A 20,015-nucleotide genomic window follows, 5' to 3' on the forward strand; every position below is an offset into this window, starting at 1 on the left:
CCGGTCACTCTGCTTCAATGACCGCTGTTGATCCTTTGAAAGGACGAGTTCTCCCATGGAAATCTCAGGTAACACCGCTTTTTATGCCGGTCTGAGCACCCTTCAGACAGGGCAGAACCGAGTCGATCAAGCCGCCGGGCAGATCGCCAACACCACGATCGAGCGTTCGGTCACCAGCCAGTCCTCCGAGGCGCAGGTCGATCGTCTGCGATCGGTTGATCGCAGCCAGCAATCGGATGTGGCCAGCAACCTGGTCGACATGGCCCAAGGCAAGATTCAGGCGGAGCTGGGCGTGAAAGTCGCCAAGGCCTCCGACGAAGTGCTCGGGACGTTGATCGATACCTACGCTTGATTCCTCGTTGATCCCGCACCTTCCAGCGCCGCGCCTGTTCGCGGCGTTTTTCTGCGTAAGTCTTTCTTGCTCAACTAATCTTTTCAGTGTCGCGGGCTGCTTTGAAAGCGCCGCTGCGGTGTCGTGTGCCTGTGTATCCAAACCGGCGATGACGAACGGCAAAAGATCGACGCTTGACAAGATTTCGGCGTAAACGTATGTTTCAAACAACTGTTTGATCGCAACAACAAATCAATGCGGTCGTTCATTCCCGGTTACATCAGCAGAGGTTTATCGCTATGCCTGACTACAAGGCCCCCTTGCGTGATATTCGCTTCGTTCGTGACGAACTACTCGGCTACGAAGCGCACTATCAGAGCCTTCCGGCTTGCGCCGACGCAACCCCGGACATGGTTGACGCCATTCTCGAGGAAGGCGCCAAGTTTTGTGAGCAGGTGCTGGCTCCGCTGAACCGCGTGGGCGACCTCGAAGGCTGCACCTGGAGCGAGTCCGGCGTTAAGACCCCGACTGGCTTCAAGGAAGCCTACAAGCAATTCGTCGAAGGTGGCTGGCCGAGCCTGGCTCACGACGTAGAGCACGGCGGTCAAGGCCTGCCGGAGTCCCTGGGGCTGGCCATCAGCGAGATGGTTGGCGAGTCCAACTGGTCGTGGGGCATGTACCCGGGCCTGTCGCACGGTGCGATGAACACCATCTCCGAGCACGGTACTCCTGAGCAACAAGAGGCTTACCTGACCAAGCTGGTTTCCGGTGAGTGGACCGGCACCATGTGCCTGACCGAGCCGCACTGCGGCACCGACCTGGGCATGCTGCGCACCAAGGCCGAGCCTCAGGCCGACGGTTCCTACAAGGTTTCCGGCACCAAGATCTTCATCTCGGCCGGTGAACACGACATGGCCGACAACATCGTCCACATCGTACTGGCCCGCCTGCCGGATGCACCGGCCGGCACCAAAGGCATCTCCCTGTTCATCGTGCCGAAGTTCATGCCGAACGCCGATGGCTCGGTTGGCGCGCGTAACGCTGTGTCTTGCGGTTCCCTGGAACACAAGATGGGCATCCACGGCAACGCTACCTGCGTGATGAACTTCGACGGCGCCACCGGTTTCCTGATCGGCCCGGCGAACAAAGGCCTGAACTGCATGTTCACCTTCATGAACACCGCACGCCTGGGTACCGCGCTGCAAGGCCTGGCCCACGCCGAAGTCGGTTTCCAGGGTGGCCTGAAATACGCTCGCGACCGTCTGCAAATGCGTTCGCTGACTGGCCCGAAAGCGCCGGAAAAAGCCGCTGACCCGATCATCGTGCACCCTGACGTACGCCGCATGCTGTTGACCATGAAGGCATTCGCCGAAGGCAACCGTGCAATGGTTTACTTCACCGCCAAGCAAGTCGACATCGTCAAGTACGGCGTGGACGAAGAAGAGAAAAAGAAAGCCGACGCACTGCTGGCCTTCATGACTCCGATCGCCAAAGCCTTCATGACCGAAGTCGGTTTCGAATCGGCCAACCATGGCGTGCAAATCTACGGCGGCCACGGCTTCATCGCCGAGTGGGGCATGGAGCAGAACGTTCGCGACAGCCGCATTTCGATGCTGTACGAAGGCACCACCGGTATCCAGGCACTCGACCTGCTGGGCCGTAAAGTGCTGATGACCCAAGGCGAAGCCCTGAAAGGCTTCACCAAGATCGTCCACAAGTTCTGCCAGACCAACGAAGGCAACGAAGCGGTTCAAGAGTTCGTCGCTCCGCTGGCTGCACTGAACAAGGAATGGGGCGAGCTGACCATGAAGGTCGGTATGGCCGCCATGAAAGATCGCGAAGAAGTCGGCGCGGCCTCCGTGGACTACCTGATGTACTCCGGTTACGCCTGCCTGGCCTACTTCTGGGCTGACATGGCGCGCCTGGCTGCCGAGAAACTGGCTGCCGGCACTTCCGAAGAGGCGTTCTACACCGCCAAGCTGCAGACTGCGCGCTTCTACTTCCAGCGCATCCTGCCGCGTACCCGCACTCACGTCGTAACCATGCTGTCGGGCGCCAACAACCTGATGGACATGAAAGAAGAGAACTTCGACCTAGGCTACTAAGCCTTAACGCAGTCCTTCAAAAAAACCGCCGCTTGTTTTCGCAAGCGGCGGTTTTTTTTGCTCTGTCACCAGACCCCGATCACCATGGCGTTGGAGCCAGAGGACCGACACCGCCGGGTGTACTGGCGCCTTCTCCGTTACGTATGAATGGCAGGTGCCAGAAGTCGTTCGGGACAACGGGATCACCAGGCTTGACGCCTTCCGGAAAGATGAACTCGAACACCGGTGCCACATACTGCCCAGCGACCAGCCCGTTGGCTACGGTCAGCCTGCTTGCGTTCTGGATGCAGCTGTCCACACCAGCCTGAGAGAGCGTTTGCTGTGGAACACACATCGAGCGCGCAACGACACGCAGGGTACGCGTTGGCTGGCTCAAGAGCCCGGCGGGTGCCTTGGTCGCCCGAACCCTGGCGCGTTGTGGCTGAGGACCCGTGTTCTGTGTGGTAATGCCACCCGTGGCGCCCAGGCAACTGGTCGCAAGGGCCAGCGCAGGATTGCACTCACCCGTCATCTCATAGGGTGTAATCCAGCGGTTGGTTTGTGCGCCAGTCGATGGGTTGACATCGATCAGATAAATGTCGACCGGGGTCTTGATGTCGGTGGTTGAAGCTTCAAGGAAAATCCGGTCCTGGGTTTCCTGGGCGACACCGCCGATTGCTGTTACCGCTGGGTCGGCAGTACCGACACCAAATTCCCCGATAGATAGATAGCTCGGTTGGGAGCCGGGCTGAGTGTAGATCCCTACGTTGGCCTCAATCGTGTGCGCAGAGATGAAGTCCGGGGCCCCCGTTGTCGCGGACTTGAACAAGGTGCCGGCCCAACTGATGAAGTCGCCGACTTCGAAGGGGGCCTGTTGAGACGGGTCGGGGTCCGTTGCCGTACGCGAAGCATCGCTGAGTCTCTTCATGACGAATTGGCTGCAATAGGCCTGTCCCGTCACCGGAGGAGAAAGGTCTCCGCTGGCCGGAGGCGTTACGCCGGCCTGGGCGAAGTTGCGGCAGTTGTTGGTCGTGGTCGGAGTGACCGCTTTTGGCCGGTTTTTTTGTGGGCAGAGCGCATCGTCCCCGGAAATCGTGCGCGGCACGCACATCGGGTACCCGGTTGCGGCGTGGATAGTCGGGTTTGCATCATCGACGGAGAAACGTGGGTCGGGGCTTTGAGCGCGGCCAAAACGTCCATTCGGGTCGTTGATCTGCAGGGTCGTGGGCAGCAGTGGATTACCGCTGTCAACTTCGATGTTGCCGTTGGTGTAGTCGATGCGGGTAATGACCCCACTCCCAGCATTCGCGGCTTGCTGGGAGACAAAAATCAGCCCGGCTATTTGTTTGTTGGACACAGAGTTACCCACCACGTGGATCTCGAACGACGGATATGACGTCGGTCCCTTGTTGAGCGCCAGCGTACCGCCCCTGACGAACTCGGCCCATGTCAGGGTATTGGCCGGCATTTGCAGGACCGTATTGCAAGGGACGGTAATCGTTACGCCGTTCAGTTGGACGGTACCTCCATAACGGCCAGGATCGGTGGTGCCAGGGCAATTCACATTGGTGGGATCGAGCGTCATGCTCTGGATAAAGCCTGTAACGTCGAACCCATGTATCGCAGTCGGGTTTGTGAAAACCGGATCGGGCAGTGTGGGAGTCGTGAATGGCGAGGTCGCCCCTGCTGGGGGCTTGGCAGTCCCGCCGCCACCACCGCCGCCACCTCCACCGCCAGCGCCGTTTTTGGCAAATGCATCCGCGCCACCACCAATGGCCAGTGCGACGGTAACGGCAGTGGCGAGCAGGGCATGACGACCGAAAATGCTGTTGAATCGCTTGTGGAGCAGCGGTATGGCGAGCGTTTTTTCGTACGAGGATAAGCTCATGGATCTCTCCAGAATATTGCAGGACCAGTGGCCGGCCAATCGACTCGCAGCTCTGCTGATGCGCTGAATCCTGCGCAAGAAAAGCGCAAAGCCGTGGGTGTCGAATTGGGGCTCGATCCACCGGGACAAGTGCCTGCGTCTGGCCCGACACTTCCCGCCTGGATGCTTTCAACCTGCGTTGCGCCGGCCGGTTACGGGCGCAATCGCGAGAGACATTTCCTTGAGCCTGAGGTGTACAAAGCAGTTGTCGTGCCTGTTACGAAATAATTTGATACAAGTCGCCGCCAATGCACTTGGAATGCGGGCTGCGCGGCCAGGGATGGAACTGCGCTCAACACTGCCGAATTAATATCCACCAACATAGGGGGGGATACATACCCAAGTTCGGGAGTGTGCGAAGTGAAGTTCAGATATTTGCGCGGTGCGTTCTGTCATAAGTACTGAATGAGAAATGTTTTCTATATCTACTCTGGGCGAAAAGACATCGCAAGAAAATGTATCGAAGTATTGGTCGTGTGGTTTTGTGTTGATATCAAATAAAATCCATAGCTCGCGCAGTGCAACTTGCGCACAAGCGGAGTAGTTGTGTTTTGTGATGGTTGACTCCTATTGGTTGTCTGGGCTTGCAGGCGATTATTGTAAGTGCGGTTAGCCCCGGCGAAGTATGAGTAAGCAATTGCTCTGCCAAACTCTCAAGCATTAATCTGTTCATATATTTTTCTTTAAAAACATTGGCTTAAGATTCTTGTGTGAGCCGGTATATGCAAGGCTTTGGGGGCGTTACCCAGTATTGGGGGAAAGTTCACCAAATGTGAGGTCAGTCTTTAGTCTTAGTTTTTTGTGTTGTCAGGTGTGTTTGCAAACACAGTTTTTAATTGTTCTGGCCTGGATAAAAAATTATTGTTTTTTTGCTGTTGAAATGTTTTGTTACAGCTAGAGTGTAGTTAAGCGCACCCGTCGGTGCGACAGAGCAATGTCTTAATCAAGCCTGAGCCAAGAGTGTACTTTTCCAGCCAAGCTTCGCCTTGCCCGAGCGATTTCGAGTAGGGGTAACTATTCGTGCAAGCAGCAAAGTTTCGGCGATGAGTTCATCTTCCAACAGGATAATTACGGAGTCTGGCGACTCCCTACTGAATCGAGAGTGTCATGATGGTCAAGTACTTGAGCCTCTTTCGAATCCCCCGTTTTACCTGTGCGATGGCGGGCGCTCTGCTTGTCATCGGTCTACCGGTCGCGAGTGCCTGGGCCGCTGACCCGGTAGTGGTCGAACCGGCCGTACCGTCCGTACCCGACGTGCCCACTCTGCAATCGCTACGTGGGCTGCTGCCGCCCGACCCTTCGGGAACCGAAGGCGGGCGCAAAGTCGACCTGATGACCGACTACGTGCTCAATCGCCCGGCGGCAGTGCTGCTGGGCAAGGCACTGTTCTGGGACATGGAGATCGGCAGTGACGGTTCTACCGCTTGTGCGTCCTGCCACTTCCACGCGGGTGCCGATCACCGCACCACCAACCAGATCAACCCGGGCCAGGCGAACACCAACGCGAACGTCTCGTCGATCTTCAACAAACCGTTCACCGCCTCCGACATTCCGGGCGATGTACCGACCTACACCACCAAATCCGGAGGCAAGGGCGGTCCGAACTACCAGCTGAAGAAAAGCGATTTCCCAACCCATGTGCTGGCCAATCCGCTGGATCGCAATTCGGCCATTCTCTTCTCGACTGACGATGTGATCGGTTCGCAAGGCGTGTTCGACGCCAACTTCGTCAAGCCCCATCAGGCGCGTTTCGACAAGTGCGTCCAGCAACCGGACGGCATCTTCCAGGTGGGCGGCATCAACGTTCGCCGCAGCACCGGGCGCAACGCACCGACGGTGATCAACGCCGCGTTCAACGTGCGCAACTTCTGGGATGGCCGGGCCAATAACGTCTTCAACGGTTTCTCACCGTTCGGCAATCGCGACCCTGACGCGGGGATTTTCGTGACCAGCGATCGCAGTGGCGTGGCGACCAAGGTCAGGCTGGCGCTCAAGGATGCCTCCGCCGCCTCGCAAGCGGTAGGGCCTCCCGGCAGCCCGGTGGAAATGTCCTGCGGCGGGCGTACCTTCGCTGATATCGGCCGACGCATGCTCGACACCTTGATGCTCAAGCAGCAACGGATCTCGTCCAGCGATTCGGTACTCGGGCCGGTTTCCGGTGCCCGTCGGCCGACTTACCGTGAACTGATCAAAAACGCGTTCCAGCCGCGCTTGTGGAATGCCACGCAGCAGGTCTCGCTGGGCGGCGCGCCATACACCCAGATGGAGGCGAACTTCCCGCTGTTCTTCGGGTTGGCGATTCAGTTGTATGAGTCCACGCTGATCTCGGACCAGGCGCCGCTGGATGCCTACTTACAGGGCGATCACACCGCCATGAATGGGCAGCAGGTCCAGGGCATGAACCTGTTCCTGGGCAAGGGCAAATGCGTCAGTTGCCACGGTGGCGCGGAGTTGACCAACGCCGGCAGCCGCCTGCTCTTCCACCCGCGTGAGCGTATCGAGCGGATGGTCATGGCCGACAACCTGACCACGCTCTATGACAACGGCTTCTACAACACCGGGGTGCGCCCGACCTCGGAAGACCTGGCACTCGGCGGTACGGATGCCTGGGGCAATCCGCTGTCTTTCACTCGCGAGTACAACACCTTGCTCCAGGGCGGCCAGATCCCTGACCCGCTGGAAGTTGATGTGTGCACCTTCGAAGTGCCCTTGAGCCCGGCCATCCCTTGTGATGCGACGCTCAAGCCCAAAGTCGGTTTCCGCGACTCGGTCGATGGCGCCTTCAAGACGCCGACCTTGCGCAACATCGCGTTGACCGGGCCGTACTTCCACAACGGTAGTCGCGCAACGCTGCAACAGGTGATGGAGTTCTACAACCGCGGCGGCGACCGGCGTGGCGAAGATGCCAGCAACACCAGTGGCTTCGAGCACCCGGCGGTCAATCAGCACAACGGCTCCAATCTTGATCCGGACATGACCCAGCTGAACCTGACCCCGGATGAAGTGGATGCGCTGGTCAAGTTCATGGAGGTCGGGCTCACCGATCCGCGAGTGGCGTGGGAGCGGGCGCCGTTTGACCATCCTTCGCTGGTACTGCCACAGGGCGAAAAGGGTGATGAAAACTCGGTCGGGCAAAAACCGGCCAGTCCGAAGATCACTACCCGGCAGGCGCAGGACGCCGACATCCAGCTCAGACCGGTCGGTGCGGAGGGTCGCACACGTCTGGAGGGGCCGCTGCTACCGTTCAACAACGATCTGTAAGAGGATTTCCCCTTGCGCCACTGGCGGCTGATGGCCGCCAGTGGCGCCCTTTTTCAAATACCTCAGTATTTCACTCAGCAAATCGGGGTTTCTGCCGTTACAGTAGTGGGCACATTGCCATCTATTGGTCTGACGGGTCGGAGCTTTACCCTTGTTGCGTTCTTCCGCTGTGCGTTTCAGTCATTTCCTGCCGTCTTTACTGCTGTTGCTGGCGGGGCTCGCGGCTGCATACATCAAGGATCTGAACGTCTTCTTCACCTCGCTGTTCAACGTGCTGCCGACCCTGGTGTTATTGCTCGGTGGCGCCTATTGCGCGGTGTACCGACGTCAGCGTGAACTGTTTCTGATGGTCACGGTGTACATCGCCTACTTCCTGCTCGACACCCAGACTGACTACTACCGCGACAACGGCAAGGTGCGTGAAGATGCCGCCGTGGTCTTTCATTTGTGTTGCCTGCTGCTGCCGCTGCTGTTTGGTGTGTTCGCGGCGTGGCAGGAACGCACTCATCTGTTCCAGGACATGGTGGCGCGTTTCGCGGTATTGCTGGCGGTCGGCAGCGTGGCGCTGGGGCTTGAGCAAAGCTATCCGCACGCGCTGCTGATCTGGCTGTCGGAGATTCGCTGGCCCGCCTTGCATGGCGCCTGGATGAGCCTGATCCAGTTGTCCTATCCGGTATTCATTGCGGCGTTTTTGCTGCTGGCCTGGCAATACTGGCGCAACCCGCGACCGCTGCATGCCGCGCAATTGGTGGGACTGCTCGGGTTGTTCTGGATGTTGCCGAAAACCTTCATCCTGCCGTTCACGCTGAACATCATGTGCAGCCAGGTGATGTTGATGATCGCCGCCGCCGTTGCCCACGAAGCCTATCAAATGGCCTTCCGCGACGAACTGACCGGGCTGCCGGGCCGTCGTGCGCTGAACGAGCGCATGCAACGGCTTGGGCGCAACTACGTGTTGGCCATGAGCGACGTCGACCACTTCAAGAAATTCAACGACACCCACGGCCACGACGTCGGCGACCAGGTGCTGCGGCTGGTGGCCAGCAAACTGTCGAAAATCGGCGGTGGCGGTAAGGCGTATCGCTATGGCGGCGAGGAATTTGCCCTGGTGTTTGCAGGCAAGACCCTGGAAGAGTGCATGCCGCACCTGGAAGTCATCCGCGAGTCCATCGCCACTTACAACATTCAGCTGCGCAATCAGGAAAACCGACCGCAGGACGATAGTCAGGGACGCCAGCGGCGTGCCGGTTCCGGTGTGTCGAGCGTGTCGGTGACGGTCAGTATCGGCGTGGCCGAACGGATCGATCAACGCACCCCCGAAGTGGTGCTCAAGTCCGCCGACCAGGCGCTCTACAGCGCCAAGGGCGCCGGGCGCAACTGCGTGGTGGCGTTCGGGCAGAACCGACGTGGCGCCGTGCGCATGGACGCCGTTACGGTTGAGTGATGATGGCGCATTCAGCGAGCGCAAAGTGATTGTGAGGCAGGGTCGGCGGCAGTAGGTTGAAGAAATCTGCCGACGGAGAATGACCATGCCCGAGTACAAAGCTCCCTTGCGCGACATGCGCTTTCTGATTGACCACGTCTTCGACTTTCACGCTAACTACGCCGCACTGGGGGCCACCGATGCCAGCCCGGACATGGTCAATGCGATCCTCGAAGAAGGTGCGAAGTTCTGCGAAAACGTGCTGTCGCCGCTCAACCGCAGTGGCGATGAAGAAGGCTGCCATTTCGACAATGGCGTGGTCACCACGCCCGCGGGCTTCAAGCAGGCCTTCGCACAATACGTGGAAGGTGGCTGGCATGGTCTGGCGGCGGATCCGGCTTACGGCGGTCAAGGCTTGCCAATCTCTCTCGGTCTGGTCATCAGCGAGATGGTCGGTTCCAGCAACACCTCCTGGGGCATGTACCCCGGCCTGACACACGGTGCGATGTCGGCGATCCACGCCCACGGCACCGAGGAGCAAAAGCACACCTATTTGAAGAAGCTCACCGCTGGCCAATGGACCGGCACCATGTGCCTGACCGAAGCCCATTGCGGCACCGACCTTGGCATCATCAAGACCCGCGCCGTACCGGCTGCCGATGGCAGCTATGCGATTTCCGGCAGCAAGATCTTCATCTCCGCGGGCGAGCACGACATGAGTGCCAACATCATTCACCTGGTGCTGGCCAAATTGCCGGACGCCCCGGCCGGGACCAAGGGCATTTCGCTGTTCATCGTGCCCAAGTTCCTGCCCGATGCGACGGGCGAGGCGGGCGAGCGCAACGGCGTGTCCTGCGGCTCGATCGAACACAAGATGGGCATCCAGGCTTCGGCCACCTGCGTGCTGAACTTTGACGAGGCCAAAGGCTTTTTGATCGGCGAGCCGAACAAAGGCCTGAACTGCATGTTCACCATGATGAACCACGCGCGGCTGGGCACCGGCATGCAAGGGCTGTGTCTGGGCGAGGCGAGCTTCCAGGGCGCGATCAAATACGCCAATGACCGTTTGCAGATGCGTGCGCTGACCGGACCGAAAGCGCCGGAAAAAGCCGCCGATCCGATCATCGTGCACCCTGACGTGCGGCGGATGTTGCTGACCATGAAAGCCTTCAACGAAGGCAATCGCGCAATGACCTACTTCACCGCGCAGTTACTCGACATTGCACACCTGAGCCCGGACGAAACGGCGCGCCAGGATGCCGAAGACTTGCTGGCGTTCCTCACGCCTATCTGCAAGGCTTTCATGACCGACACCGGGCTGGAGGTGACCAACCACGGGATGCAGGTGTTTGGCGGCCACGGGTTCATTCGCGAGTGGGGGATGGAGCAACTGGTACGTGACTGCCGGATCGCGCCGATCTATGAGGGCACCAACGGCATTCAGGCGCTGGACTTGCTTGGGCGCAAGGTACTCGGCAGCCAGGGCAAGCTGCTGCGCGGGTTCACTAAAATTGTCCACAAGTTCTGTGCGGCGAACGCCGAACATCCACAACTGGCCGGGTATGTGGCGCAGCTCAATCAACTGAATCAACAGTGGGGCGAATTGACCACCAAGATTGGTATGGCAGCGATGAAAAACCCGGACGAAGTTGGCGCCGCGTCGGTGGATTACTTGATGTACAGCGGCTACATCGTCCTCGGCTACCTGTGGTTGCGCATGGCGCTGGTGGCACAGGCGCAGCTCGATGCTGGCAGCGGCGATGGTGATTTCTGCCGGGGCAAACTGGCGACCAGCGAGTTTTACTTCAAGCGCTTGCTACCGCGCACCGCCGCTCATCGGGCGGCCATCGAAGCGGGTAGCGATTGCCTGATGCAACTGCCGGCGGAGATGTTTGCGCTCTGACATCGCCCTCTATAGGAGCGAGCTCTGCTCGCGATGGTCGTCAACGAAAACGCGTAAATCCAGATGCCCGCGGCGTCTTTGGGTTTTTCGCGAGCAAGCTCGCTCCTACACAATCAAATGACTAAAAATAACAAAACGGTCATGAGCTGACCCTATGTGTCACAAAAGTTGTTGAGGTACACTCCGACCCAACGAAAATACTCTTCCTGTGAATCATCTGTATAGATCTTGCGAGGTTTGCCATGGCTGACTACAAAGCGCCCCTGCGCGATATGCGCTTCGTCCTCAATGAAGTTTTCGAGGTCGCCAAACTCTGGGCCGAGCTGCCAGCGTTGGCCGAAACCGTCGATGCGGAAACGGTCGAAGCCATCCTGGAAGAAGCCGGCAAAGTCACCAGCAAAAGCATCGCACCGCTGAGCCGTGCCGCTGACGAAGAAGGTTGCCATTGGGCGGACGGTGCCGTCACCACGCCGGCAGGTTTCCCGCAGGCCTATCAGACCTACGCTGAAGGTGGTTGGGTCGGTGTCGGTGGCGATCCTGCCTACGGCGGCATGGGGATGCCCAAAGCCGTTTCGGCCCAGGTCGAAGAAATGGTCAACTCCGCCAGCCTGTCGTTCGGCCTGTACCCGATGCTGACCGCCGGCGCTTGCCTGTCGATCAACGCCCACGCCAGCGAAGAGCTGAAAGCCGCGTACCTGCCGAACATGTATGCCGGCATCTGGGCCGGTTCCATGTGCCTGACCGAGCCACACGCCGGTACGGACCTGGGCATCATTCGCACCAAGGCCGAGCCTCAGGCCGACGGTTCCTACAAGGTCAGCGGCACCAAGATCTTCATCACCGGTGGCGAACACGACCTGACCGAAAACATCATTCACCTGGTGCTGGCCAAGCTGCCGGATGCACCGGCGGGGCCAAAGGGCATCTCGCTGTTCCTGGTGCCGAAGTTCATGGTCAATGCCGATGGCAGCCTGGGCGCGCGCAACCCGGCAAACTGTGGCTCGATCGAACACAAGATGGGCATCCAGGCGTCCGCAACCTGCGTGATGAACTTCGATGAAGCCGTGGGTTACCTGGTCGGCGAGCCGAACAAAGGCCTGGCGGCCATGTTCACCATGATGAACTACGAGCGTCTGGGCGTCGGTATCCAGGGCCTGGCCACTGGCGAGCGCTCGTACCAGAACGCCGTGGAATACGCCCGTGACCGTCTGCAAAGCCGCTCGCCGACCGGCGCGCAGAACAAGGACAAAGTGGCTGACCCGATCATCGTCCACCCGGACGTGCGGCGCATGCTGCTGACCATGAAAGCCTCGAACGAAGGTGGCCGTGCGTTTTCCACCTACGTGGCGATGCAACTGGACACCGCCAAGTTCAGCGAAGACGCCGTCACCCGCAAGCGTGCGGAAGACCTGGTGGCCTTGCTGACCCCGGTGGCCAAGGCGTTCCTCACCGACCTCGGCCTGGAAACCACCGTGCACGGCCAGCAGGTATTCGGCGGCCACGGTTACATCCGTGAGTGGGGCCAGGAGCAACTGGTGCGCGACGTTCGCATCACCCAGATCTATGAAGGCACCAACGGCATTCAGGCGCTGGACCTGGTCGGGCGCAAGATCGTCGGCAGCGGCGGGGCGTTCTACAACCTGTTCGCCGACGAGATTCGTCACTTCACGGCGACCGCCAGTGCCGATCTGGCTGAATTCACCAAGCCACTGAACGACGCCGTGACCACTCTCGACGAACTGACAGCCTGGCTGCTTGACCGCGCGAAGAGCAATCCGAACGAAATCGGCGCGGCGTCGGTCGAGTACCTGCAAGCGTTCGGCTACGTGGCTTACGCCTACATGTGGGCCCTGATGGCCAAGGCGGCTTTCGGCAAGGAAGCGCAGGACGATTTCTACGCCAGCAAACTGGGCACGGCGCGCTTCTATTTCGCCCGCCTGCTGCCGCGCATTCACTCGTTGAGCGCATCGGTGAAGGCCGGCAGCGAGTCGTTGTTCCTGCTGGATGCCGGGCAATTCTGATGAAGTAACGTTTTGTAAGCATTCTCTTACATGACGTGCTGCTGTTCTCCCATAGAAGCAGATTGGATCCACAGCTAATCTACTTCACATGGACGTAGCGCAGGAAGCGCAAAGCAACAACAGGGACACGTAGGATTCTGCCAGGACGGCGGAGTGAAACGGATGTCAGGGAAACAGTCTGCAAAGCCCCGCTTCGGCGGGGTTTTCTTTTGCCCGAAGAAAAGTTTTAGCTATGTCCATCCAGAGCCTGCGCGCTGTTCAAGCGTCCATCCGGGCCATTTATCACGTCTTCCAGCAATGTCCGCAGCAAGGCCAGCGAGGCCTGCTGCCTTTGTACATCCCGACACACCAAACCGACTTTCAGCGGCACTCGCGGCTCGCTCAGGGGTTTCCACAGCAGTTCGTGGTTGCCATGGGTCTTTTGCGAGCGCCCGGGCAGTACCGTCGCCAGGCGCGTGTGCGGCAGGCTGTCGAGGATGCCGGCCATATTGTTCAGTTCGGCTTGCACCTGTGGACGTCGCCCGAGGCTCGCCAGTTGGCTCTGCCAGATCTGCCTGATCTGGAATTCCTCGCCCAGCAGCAACATCGGCAGTTCGGCGGCCTGGCTCATGGAGACTTTCTTGAATTCACGCAGCGGATGCTCCGCCGGGATGACCAGGGTCAGTTCATCTTCGTACAGCATCACGCCATGCAAACCTGGCTGGCGCGGCGGCAGGTAGCCGATGCCAATGTCCAAAGACCCGTTGAGCAGTCGCCGCTCGATTTCCAGGCCGGTCAGTTCATAGATCTGCACCACCAGATGCGGCTGCGCCTTGCGTACCCGCTCGAGCATCTGCGGCACCAGGCTGGTGTGCACGGTCTGCAATACACCGATGGCCAGGGTGCGCAGCGCCTGGCCCTTGAAGTTGCCGAGCGCCTCCCGTGCCCGTTGCAGGCCATCGAGCAAAGGCAGGGCATGGTTGTATAGCGTGTGGGCCGCGAGGGTCGGCAACAGGCGTTTGCTGCTGCGCTCGAACAGGCTCACATCGAGGTTTTGTTCGAGGTGGCGGATCTGCTGGGACAGCGCTGGCTGGGAGATGGACAGACGCTCGGCGGCCCGGCCCACGTGGCCTTCTTCGTAGACCGCGACGAAATAACGCAGTTGCTTGAAATCCATAAGTATTACTTATCGAAAATGCTGGGAAATCGAAATGGCTCAACGCCTCGTCTGAGCCTAGTCTAACCGCATTCACAAGGCTTACAGGGCCACAGAGCGCGATGAATACCGTTTGTTTCGATGGTGTTTACATAGGTAAGGCAAAAAACCTCAAAAGAGGTTTTTCCCGATGAATCTGTTCAGTCTGCGCCGCAGTCCCCCCAGCCTTGATGATCTGGTCATGGACGCCTCCCAGCCATCCCAAGGCGATAACCTTTCCTGCGAGTACTTGATGCCCAGTGTCGAGCGGCCGAAACAAGTGTTTGTGCGTGGCCAGGGTTCATGGCTGTGGGACAGCGAGGATCGTGCGTATCTGGATTTTTCCCAGGGTGGCGGGGCCAACAGCCTTGGTCACAGCCCTTCGGTACTGGTCAATGCAATCACTGCCCAGGCTCAATCGCTGATCAACCCGGGTTTCGGCCTGCACAACCGCGGCATGCTCAGCCTCGCCGAACATCTGTGTGCCAGTACCGGTAGTGATCAGGCGTACCTGCTCAACACGGGCAGCGAAGCCTGTGAAGCGGCGATCAAACTGGCGCGCAAATGGGGTCAACAGCATCGCGCTGGCGCGTCGCGAATCATTGTCGCCAACAACGCTTGTCATGGCCGTAGTCTGGCGACGATTTCGGCGTCGGACAGTTCGACACTGGCCAACCGATTCGAGCCGCAACTGCCGGGCTTCAGTCATGTCCCGTTCAATGACCTGCCGGCATTACATGCGGCCGTGGATGAGCGGACCGTGGCGATCATGCTCGAACCGATCCAGAGCGAAGCCGGCGTGATCCCGGCCACCGCGCATTACCTCAAGGGTGTCGAGCGCTTGTGCCGTGAGCTCCGCATTTTGCTGATCTTCGACGAAGTGCAAACCGGCATCGGTCGTTGCGGCACTTTGCTTGCGGAACAGTCCTACGGCGTAAGGGCCGATATCGTCGTGCTTGGCAAAGGCCTGGGCGGCGGCGTGCCACTGGCGGCAGTGCTGGCGCGGGGCAAAGCCTGCTGTTTCGAACCCGGCGAGATGGCCGGTACCCACCATGGCAATGCCCTGATGACCGCAGCGGGTCTTGCGGTGCTAGAGAGTGTGCAGGACAAGGGTTTGCTCAACCACATCGCGGAAACCGGCCAGCACATGCGCGAAGGCCTTGGGCGTTTGGCCCATCGTTACGGTCACGGCGAGTTGCGCGGACAAGGGCTGCTTTGGGGGCTGACGCTGTCGGACGACTCTGCTGACGCGGTGGTCAAGGCCGCGCTGTATGAAGGCTTGTTGCTCAATGCCGCGCAACCCGACTGCCTGCGCTTTACCCCGGCGCTGAATGTCAGCAACGCCAACATCGATGAAATGCTCCTGCGCCTGGCGCGCGCCTTCTCCCGAGTACGCACCGCGCAATTGCAGTGCCGCAAAGGGATTGCCGTCTGATCCGAGGCGCCTCACACAATTTCCAGAACCGTCTCGCGGTAAAACGCACGCCTCACGCCCGACACTTTTGGCGTGGGGCGTTTTTTTGGCTCGGGAGAAGAGGGACTGAACCCTGACAAACGGCACGGGTCGATTAGCTGTAGGGCTTGCATGAGCCCACCCCAATCAGGAGCTGCCCCATGGACTTTATTCGCATCATCATCGCCATTCTTTTGCCGCCGCTGGGTGTGTTTCTGCAAGTAGGATTCGGTGGGGCGTTCTGGCTGAATATCCTGCTGACGTTGTGCGGGTACATTCCGGGGATCGTGCATGCGGTGTACATCATCGCCAAGCGCTGAATTGTTGTGGCGCTAGATAGATTGCTTTCGCGAGCAAGCCCGCTCCCACAGGGTTTGTGCGCGCCACAGAACCTGTGGGAGCGGGCTTGCTCGCGAATGGGGCGGCACCGTTTCGGCAATGAACGCAGGCTTCAGTCCACTGAATCCATCACCCGCCGATAAAACAACCACTCCTGCTCCAGCGCATGGGCCTGGTTACCGGCCTTGCGAAAGCCATGGCGTTCGTCCGCATAGTAATGCGCTTCGACCAGGATGCCGTTGTCCTGCAGGGCCTCGACCATGTCGCGGGTCTGTTGAGGGACGACCACGGCATCCAGTTCTCCTTGAAAGAAAATCATTGGCACGCGGATATTTCCCGCATGCAAAAGTGGCGTGCGTGAGGCATAGCGTTCGACATCCAGCAGCGGATCGCCGATCAGCCAGTCCAGATAGTCGCTTTCGAATTTGTGGGTCGCGCGGCCCAGCGCCACCGGGTCGCTGACCCCATACAGGCTGGCGCCGGCGCGGAACACGTTGTGAAAGGCCAACGCGCAAAGGGTGGTGTAGCCGCCGGCACTGCCGCCGCGAATGAACGCGTTGTCGCCATCGATCAAGCCACGCTCGGCGAGATGGCTGACCACCGCGCAAGCGTCTTCGACATCCACATCCCCCCAACTCAAGTGCAGTGCCTGACGATAGGCCCGGCCATAACCGCTGCTGCCGCGATAGTTAAGGTCGGCCACGGCGAAGCCCCGCTGTGCCCAGTACTGGATACGCGTGTCGAGCATCGGGTAGCACGCCGAGGTCGGGCCGCCATGGACGAACACCACCAATGGCGGTTTCGCCGCGCCGGTCATCGCCGGGTAGAAGAAGCCATGTGCTTCGCCTGAGCCACTGGGGTAGCGCAGGGTTTGCGGGCGGCTGATCTGTTCGGGAGCAAGCGGTGCAATACCGCCGGCCAGCACTTGCACTTGCCGGCTCTGGCGGTCGATGGCGATGACGGCGGTTGAACTGATGGGCGACGCGGCGATGCAATAGATGAACTGCTCATCCACGGCGAGATGGCGGAAGCGGCTGTAGTCGCCGGTGAAGTCGGCGCTGGAATCGCCGCCTATGCCCAATCGGCCAAATCCGCCCTCGGTCCAACTGGCCAGATAGCTGTCGCCGCCTAGCGGCAACCAGGTGCTGCCGCCCAGTTGCCAGGGCGCGGGGCCATGGTCGGCAGCAGCACTTGGCAATGGGCTCAGGCCTTTTTCAGATGCTTTCCATGGCTGCCAGTAACCGGCGCGATCCGTCAGGCAATACAAGCGCCCCTCGGCATCGAACCGCGGTTGTTGCACAGACTCTTGAGCGCCGTCGCCCGCCACACAACGAGCTTCGGCAAACCTGCCATTGGCGAGGCGTTCGGCAACCATCAAACGGGTCGCTGTCCATGGTTGATCCGGGCGACTCCATTCGATCCAGGCCAGGCGCCGGGCATCAGGACTGAGCGTCGGCGCCGCGTAGAAATCAGCCCCTTCGACCAGCAGGTGACGTGCGCCATCGAACAGGTCGATTGCCACCAGTCGGTGTTGATTGCGATGCTCCTCGACCGCCAGCACCTGCCCGTTGGCGAACTGCAGATCGCCATAACGGCACGCACCGGATGTCAGCTTTTCCGGCGCTTCGCCTTGCAGTGATTGCCGATACAGTTGCTGGTCGGCCTCGTTGACGAAAACGATACTGTCGTCCGTCAGACAAAATGCGCCACCGCCATATTCGTACACCCGGCTGCGCACGCTGAACCCCGGTGGCGTCAGGCATTTCGCTGCGCCGTCACGCCAGTGCCAGATCCGGCATGCCGCGTCTTCGGGGCGGTACTCGTTCCAGAACAGGCCCAACCGACCGGCCTGCAGTTCGGCAAAATCGATACCGGCAGCGACGGCTTTGGCAGCGCTGAAAGGTTCAGCTTTTGGCGATGAGGCGTGAGTTTCGTTCATTGCGAAAGGCCAGTTGGTCGATGGTCTGGGTCGCGTGTTCGGCTTCTTCGCGAGCCTTGAGGATCACGCCGTGTTGTGGCGATTTGCTGCACACCGGGTCGGCGTTGCTGGCGTCACCCGTGAGCATGAACGCCTGGCAGCGGCAGCCGCCGAAGTCTTTTTCTTTCTCGTCACAGGAGCGGCACGGCTCGGGCATCCAGTCATAACCGCGAAAGCGGTTGAAGCCGAACGAGTCGTACCAGATGTGCTGCATGCTGTGGTCGCGCACGTTGGGAAACTGCACCGGCATCTGTCGGGCACCGTGACAGGGCAGGGCGGTTCCGTCTGGTGTGACCGTCAGAAAAATACTGCCCCAGCCATTCATGCAGGCTTTCGGGCGTTCTTCGTAATAGTCCGGGGTGACAAAAATCAGCTTGCACGGATGCCCTTCGGCTTCGAGTTTGGCGCGGTATTCGTTGGTGATGCGTTCGGCGCGCACCAATTGCTCTTTGGTCGGCAATAGCCCAACGCGATTGAGTTGCGCCCAGCCGTAGAACTGGCAGGTGGCGAGTTCGACGAAGTCCGCCTCCAGGGCGATGCACAGCTCGATGATGCGGTCGATCTGGTCGATATTGTGCCGATGGGTCACGAAGTTCAGCACCATCGGATAGCCGTGGGCCTTCACCGCCCGGGCCATTTCCAGTTTCTGCGCGAAGGCCTTTTTCGAACCAGCCAGCAGGTTGTTCACCTGTTCGTCGCTGGCCTGGAAACTGATTTGGATGTGATCGAGGCCGGCCTTCTTGAAGTCGCTGATTTTCTGCTCGGTCAGGCCGATGCCGGAGGTGATCAGGTTGGTGTAGAAACCCAGCTGGCGGGCTTCGCGAATCAACTCTGCAAGATCCTGGCGCACCAGCGGTTCGCCACCGGAAAAGCCCAGTTGCGCCGCGCCCATTTCCCGCGCTTCACGGAACACCTTGATCCACTGTTCGGTGCTCAGCTCCTTGCCTTGTTCGGCGAAATCCAGCGGATTTGAGCAGTACGGGCATTGCAGCGGGCAACGATAGGTCAGCTCGGCCAGCAGCCACAGCGGCAGGCCGACTTCAGGTGTGGGCGGCACTTGCCTTGATGAATCAGGCAAGTTCGATCCAGTGCTGTGCACGGGCAACCTCCATGAATTGCTCGATGTCGTCTCCGAGTTCGGGCACGCCGGGGAACTGCTGGTCGAGCTCGTTGATGATCGCCGCGACATCCCGTTCACCGTCGATCAAACCGCCGATCAGCGCGGCACTTTCGTTGAGCTTGATCATGCCTTCGGGGTACAGCAGCACATGGCCTTTCTGCGCCGGTTCGTACTGGAAACGGTAGCCGGTGCGCCAGGTCGGGGTCTTGCTGCGATCGAAACTCATAAGGTGATTCCTTTGTGCCAGACCCGTTCCCCGGTCACGCTGTGATACGGCGGGCGTTTCAGTTCGTAGGCCATGCTCATGGCATCGAGCATGCTCCAAAGAATGTCCAGTTTGAACTGGAGAATTTCCAGCATGCGTTCCTGGCCTTCACGGGTAGTGTAGTGCTGCAGCGTGATCGCCAGACCGTGCTCGACATCACGCCGTGCCTGGCCCAGGCGGGTGCGGAAATACTCGTAACCGGCGGGGTCGATCCACGGGTAGTGCTGGGGCCAGCTGTCCAGGCGCGATTGGTGGATCTGCGGGGCGAACAGTTCGGTCAGCGAGCTGCTCGCGGCTTCCTGCCAACTGGCGCGGCGGGCGAAATTGACGTAGGCGTCGACGGCGAAACGCACGCCGGGCAGTACCAGTTCCTGGGAGCGCAGTTGATCCGGGTCGAGGCCGACGGCCTGGCCCAGACGCAGCCAGGCTTCGATGCCGCCATCTTCACCGGGCGCGCCGTCGTGGTCGAGCAGGCGTTGAATCCACTCGCGGCGGATCTCGCGGTCAGGGCAATTAGCGAGGATTGCCGCGTCCTTCAGGGGAATGTTCACCTGATAGTAGAAGCGGTTGGCGACCCAGCCCTGGATCTGTTCGCGGGTGGCCCGGCCTTCGTACATCGCCACGTGGTACGGATGATGGATGTGGTAGTAGGCGCCCTTGGCGCGCAAGGCCGCTTCGAATTCGGCGGGGGACATCGGGGTGTCGGTCATTGCGGTTCTCCGGGGAACAACCGTTG

Annotated in this window: 14 protein-coding genes; 8 read left to right on the plus strand and 6 right to left on the minus strand. The window is 59.9% G+C overall.

Translation table 11 applies throughout. The features are described from left to right. Positions 1–55: 55 nt before the first annotated feature. Together KGA88_RS07140 and KGA88_RS07145 are read left to right on the plus strand one after the other, a co-directional pair. A complete protein-coding gene (locus KGA88_RS07140; RefSeq protein ID WP_223589865.1) occupies positions 56–352 on the plus strand; it encodes a pyrroloquinoline quinone biosynthesis protein PqqE in 297 nt (98 codons plus the stop codon). A 278-nt stretch (positions 353–630) separates the two neighbouring features. Beyond that, complete coding sequence (locus KGA88_RS07145) at positions 631–2,436, plus strand: phenylacyl-CoA dehydrogenase (protein WP_223589868.1); 1,806 nt, start codon at positions 631–633, stop codon at positions 2,434–2,436. A 79-nt stretch (positions 2,437–2,515) separates the two neighbouring features. Here KGA88_RS07145 and KGA88_RS07150 read toward each other — a convergent pair whose 3' ends face one another. Then, positions 2,516–4,303 carry a hypothetical protein gene (locus KGA88_RS07150; RefSeq protein WP_223589871.1) on the minus strand — a complete coding sequence of 596 codons (1,788 nt, stop codon included), beginning with the start codon at positions 4,301–4,303 and terminating at the stop codon, positions 2,516–2,518. A gap of 1,149 nt (positions 4,304–5,452) precedes the next feature. On the opposite strand from KGA88_RS07150, the gene KGA88_RS07155 reads away from it, so the two are divergent. From KGA88_RS07155 to KGA88_RS07170, 4 genes are all read left to right on the plus strand, one after another. Next, complete coding sequence (locus KGA88_RS07155) at positions 5,453–7,603, plus strand: cytochrome-c peroxidase (protein ID WP_223589953.1); 2,151 nt, start codon at positions 5,453–5,455, stop codon at positions 7,601–7,603. 151 nt (positions 7,604–7,754) lie between these two features. Then, positions 7,755–9,047, plus strand: coding sequence for a GGDEF domain-containing protein (locus KGA88_RS07160; protein ID WP_223589874.1), 1,293 nt, complete (start codon positions 7,755–7,757; stop codon positions 9,045–9,047). 85 nt (positions 9,048–9,132) lie between these two features. Beyond that, positions 9,133–10,929: an acyl-CoA dehydrogenase C-terminal domain-containing protein gene (locus KGA88_RS07165; RefSeq protein ID WP_223589876.1), complete on the plus strand. Its 1,797-nt coding sequence runs from the start codon at positions 9,133–9,135 to the stop codon at positions 10,927–10,929. Positions 10,930–11,171: 242 nt separating this feature from the next. Next, a complete protein-coding gene (locus KGA88_RS07170) occupies positions 11,172–12,950 on the plus strand; it encodes an acyl-CoA dehydrogenase C-terminal domain-containing protein (RefSeq protein ID WP_223589877.1) in 1,779 nt (592 codons plus the stop codon). Between the two features lie 226 nt (positions 12,951–13,176). Here the strand turns inward: KGA88_RS07170 and KGA88_RS07175 are convergent, their stop codons facing one another. Further along, complete coding sequence (locus KGA88_RS07175) at positions 13,177–14,106, minus strand: LysR family transcriptional regulator (RefSeq protein ID WP_110662404.1); 930 nt, start codon at positions 14,104–14,106, stop codon at positions 13,177–13,179. A 169-nt stretch (positions 14,107–14,275) separates the two neighbouring features. On the opposite strand from KGA88_RS07175, the gene KGA88_RS07180 reads away from it, so the two are divergent. Beyond that, entirely contained in the window at positions 14,276–15,559 is a 1,284-nt protein-coding gene (locus KGA88_RS07180) for an aspartate aminotransferase family protein (protein ID WP_223589878.1), read from the plus strand. 179 nt (positions 15,560–15,738) lie between these two features. Beyond that, entirely contained in the window at positions 15,739–15,897 is a 159-nt protein-coding gene (locus KGA88_RS07185) for a YqaE/Pmp3 family membrane protein (RefSeq protein WP_003228885.1), read from the plus strand. Between the two features lie 131 nt (positions 15,898–16,028). Here KGA88_RS07185 and KGA88_RS07190 read toward each other — a convergent pair whose 3' ends face one another. The 4 genes from KGA88_RS07190 to pqqC are packed head-to-tail and all read right to left on the minus strand — an operon-like array spanning position 16,029 to position 19,989. Next, positions 16,029–17,855 (minus strand): alpha/beta hydrolase family protein, encoded by a 1,827-nt coding sequence (locus KGA88_RS07190; protein ID WP_223589879.1) that lies wholly within the window; start codon positions 17,853–17,855, stop codon positions 16,029–16,031. Beyond that, positions 17,821–18,993 carry a pyrroloquinoline quinone biosynthesis protein PqqE gene (gene pqqE / locus KGA88_RS07195; protein ID WP_223589880.1) on the minus strand — a complete coding sequence of 391 codons (1,173 nt, stop codon included), beginning with the start codon at positions 18,991–18,993 and terminating at the stop codon, positions 17,821–17,823. Before pqqE ends, KGA88_RS07190 begins: the two co-directional genes overlap by 35 nt. Continuing rightward, complete coding sequence (pqqD, locus tag KGA88_RS07200; RefSeq protein ID WP_103396641.1) at positions 18,965–19,240, minus strand: pyrroloquinoline quinone biosynthesis peptide chaperone PqqD; 276 nt, start codon at positions 19,238–19,240, stop codon at positions 18,965–18,967. The genes pqqE and pqqD overlap by 29 nt, the downstream gene beginning before the upstream one ends. Beyond that, positions 19,237–19,989, minus strand: a complete 753-nt coding sequence (gene pqqC, locus KGA88_RS07205; protein WP_007993179.1) for a pyrroloquinoline-quinone synthase PqqC — start codon at positions 19,987–19,989, stop codon at positions 19,237–19,239. The genes pqqD and pqqC overlap by 4 nt, the downstream gene beginning before the upstream one ends. Positions 19,990–20,015: the final 26 nt, after the last annotated feature.

This window comes from Pseudomonas sp. A-R-19 (assembly GCF_019956575.1).
In the GTDB taxonomy this organism is placed as follows: domain Bacteria; phylum Pseudomonadota; class Gammaproteobacteria; order Pseudomonadales; family Pseudomonadaceae; genus Aquipseudomonas.

What these genes read in the sequence shown, in the direction of transcription:
- KGA88_RS07140 (WP_223589865.1), top strand. Translation starts at nt 56, where the DNA reads ATGGAAATCTCAGGTAACACCGCTTTTTATGCCGGTCTGAGCACCCTT.
- KGA88_RS07145 (WP_223589868.1), top strand. Translation starts at nt 631, where the DNA reads ATGCCTGACTACAAGGCCCCCTTGCGTGATATTCGCTTCGTTCGTGAC.
- KGA88_RS07150 (WP_223589871.1), bottom strand. Translation starts at nt 4,303, where the DNA reads ATGAGCTTATCCTCGTACGAAAAAACGCTCGCCATACCGCTGCTCCAC.
- KGA88_RS07155 (WP_223589953.1), top strand. Translation starts at nt 5,453, where the DNA reads ATGGTCAAGTACTTGAGCCTCTTTCGAATCCCCCGTTTTACCTGTGCG.
- KGA88_RS07165 (WP_223589876.1), top strand. Translation starts at nt 9,133, where the DNA reads ATGCCCGAGTACAAAGCTCCCTTGCGCGACATGCGCTTTCTGATTGAC.
- KGA88_RS07170 (WP_223589877.1), top strand. Translation starts at nt 11,172, where the DNA reads ATGGCTGACTACAAAGCGCCCCTGCGCGATATGCGCTTCGTCCTCAAT.
- KGA88_RS07175 (WP_110662404.1), bottom strand. Translation starts at nt 14,106, where the DNA reads ATGGATTTCAAGCAACTGCGTTATTTCGTCGCGGTCTACGAAGAAGGC.
- KGA88_RS07180 (WP_223589878.1), top strand. Translation starts at nt 14,276, where the DNA reads ATGAATCTGTTCAGTCTGCGCCGCAGTCCCCCCAGCCTTGATGATCTG.
- KGA88_RS07185 (WP_003228885.1), top strand. Translation starts at nt 15,739, where the DNA reads ATGGACTTTATTCGCATCATCATCGCCATTCTTTTGCCGCCGCTGGGT.
- KGA88_RS07190 (WP_223589879.1), bottom strand. Translation starts at nt 17,855, where the DNA reads ATGAACGAAACTCACGCCTCATCGCCAAAAGCTGAACCTTTCAGCGCT.
- pqqD (WP_103396641.1), bottom strand. Translation starts at nt 19,240, where the DNA reads ATGAGTTTCGATCGCAGCAAGACCCCGACCTGGCGCACCGGCTACCGT.
- pqqC (WP_007993179.1), bottom strand. Translation starts at nt 19,989, where the DNA reads ATGACCGACACCCCGATGTCCCCCGCCGAATTCGAAGCGGCCTTGCGC.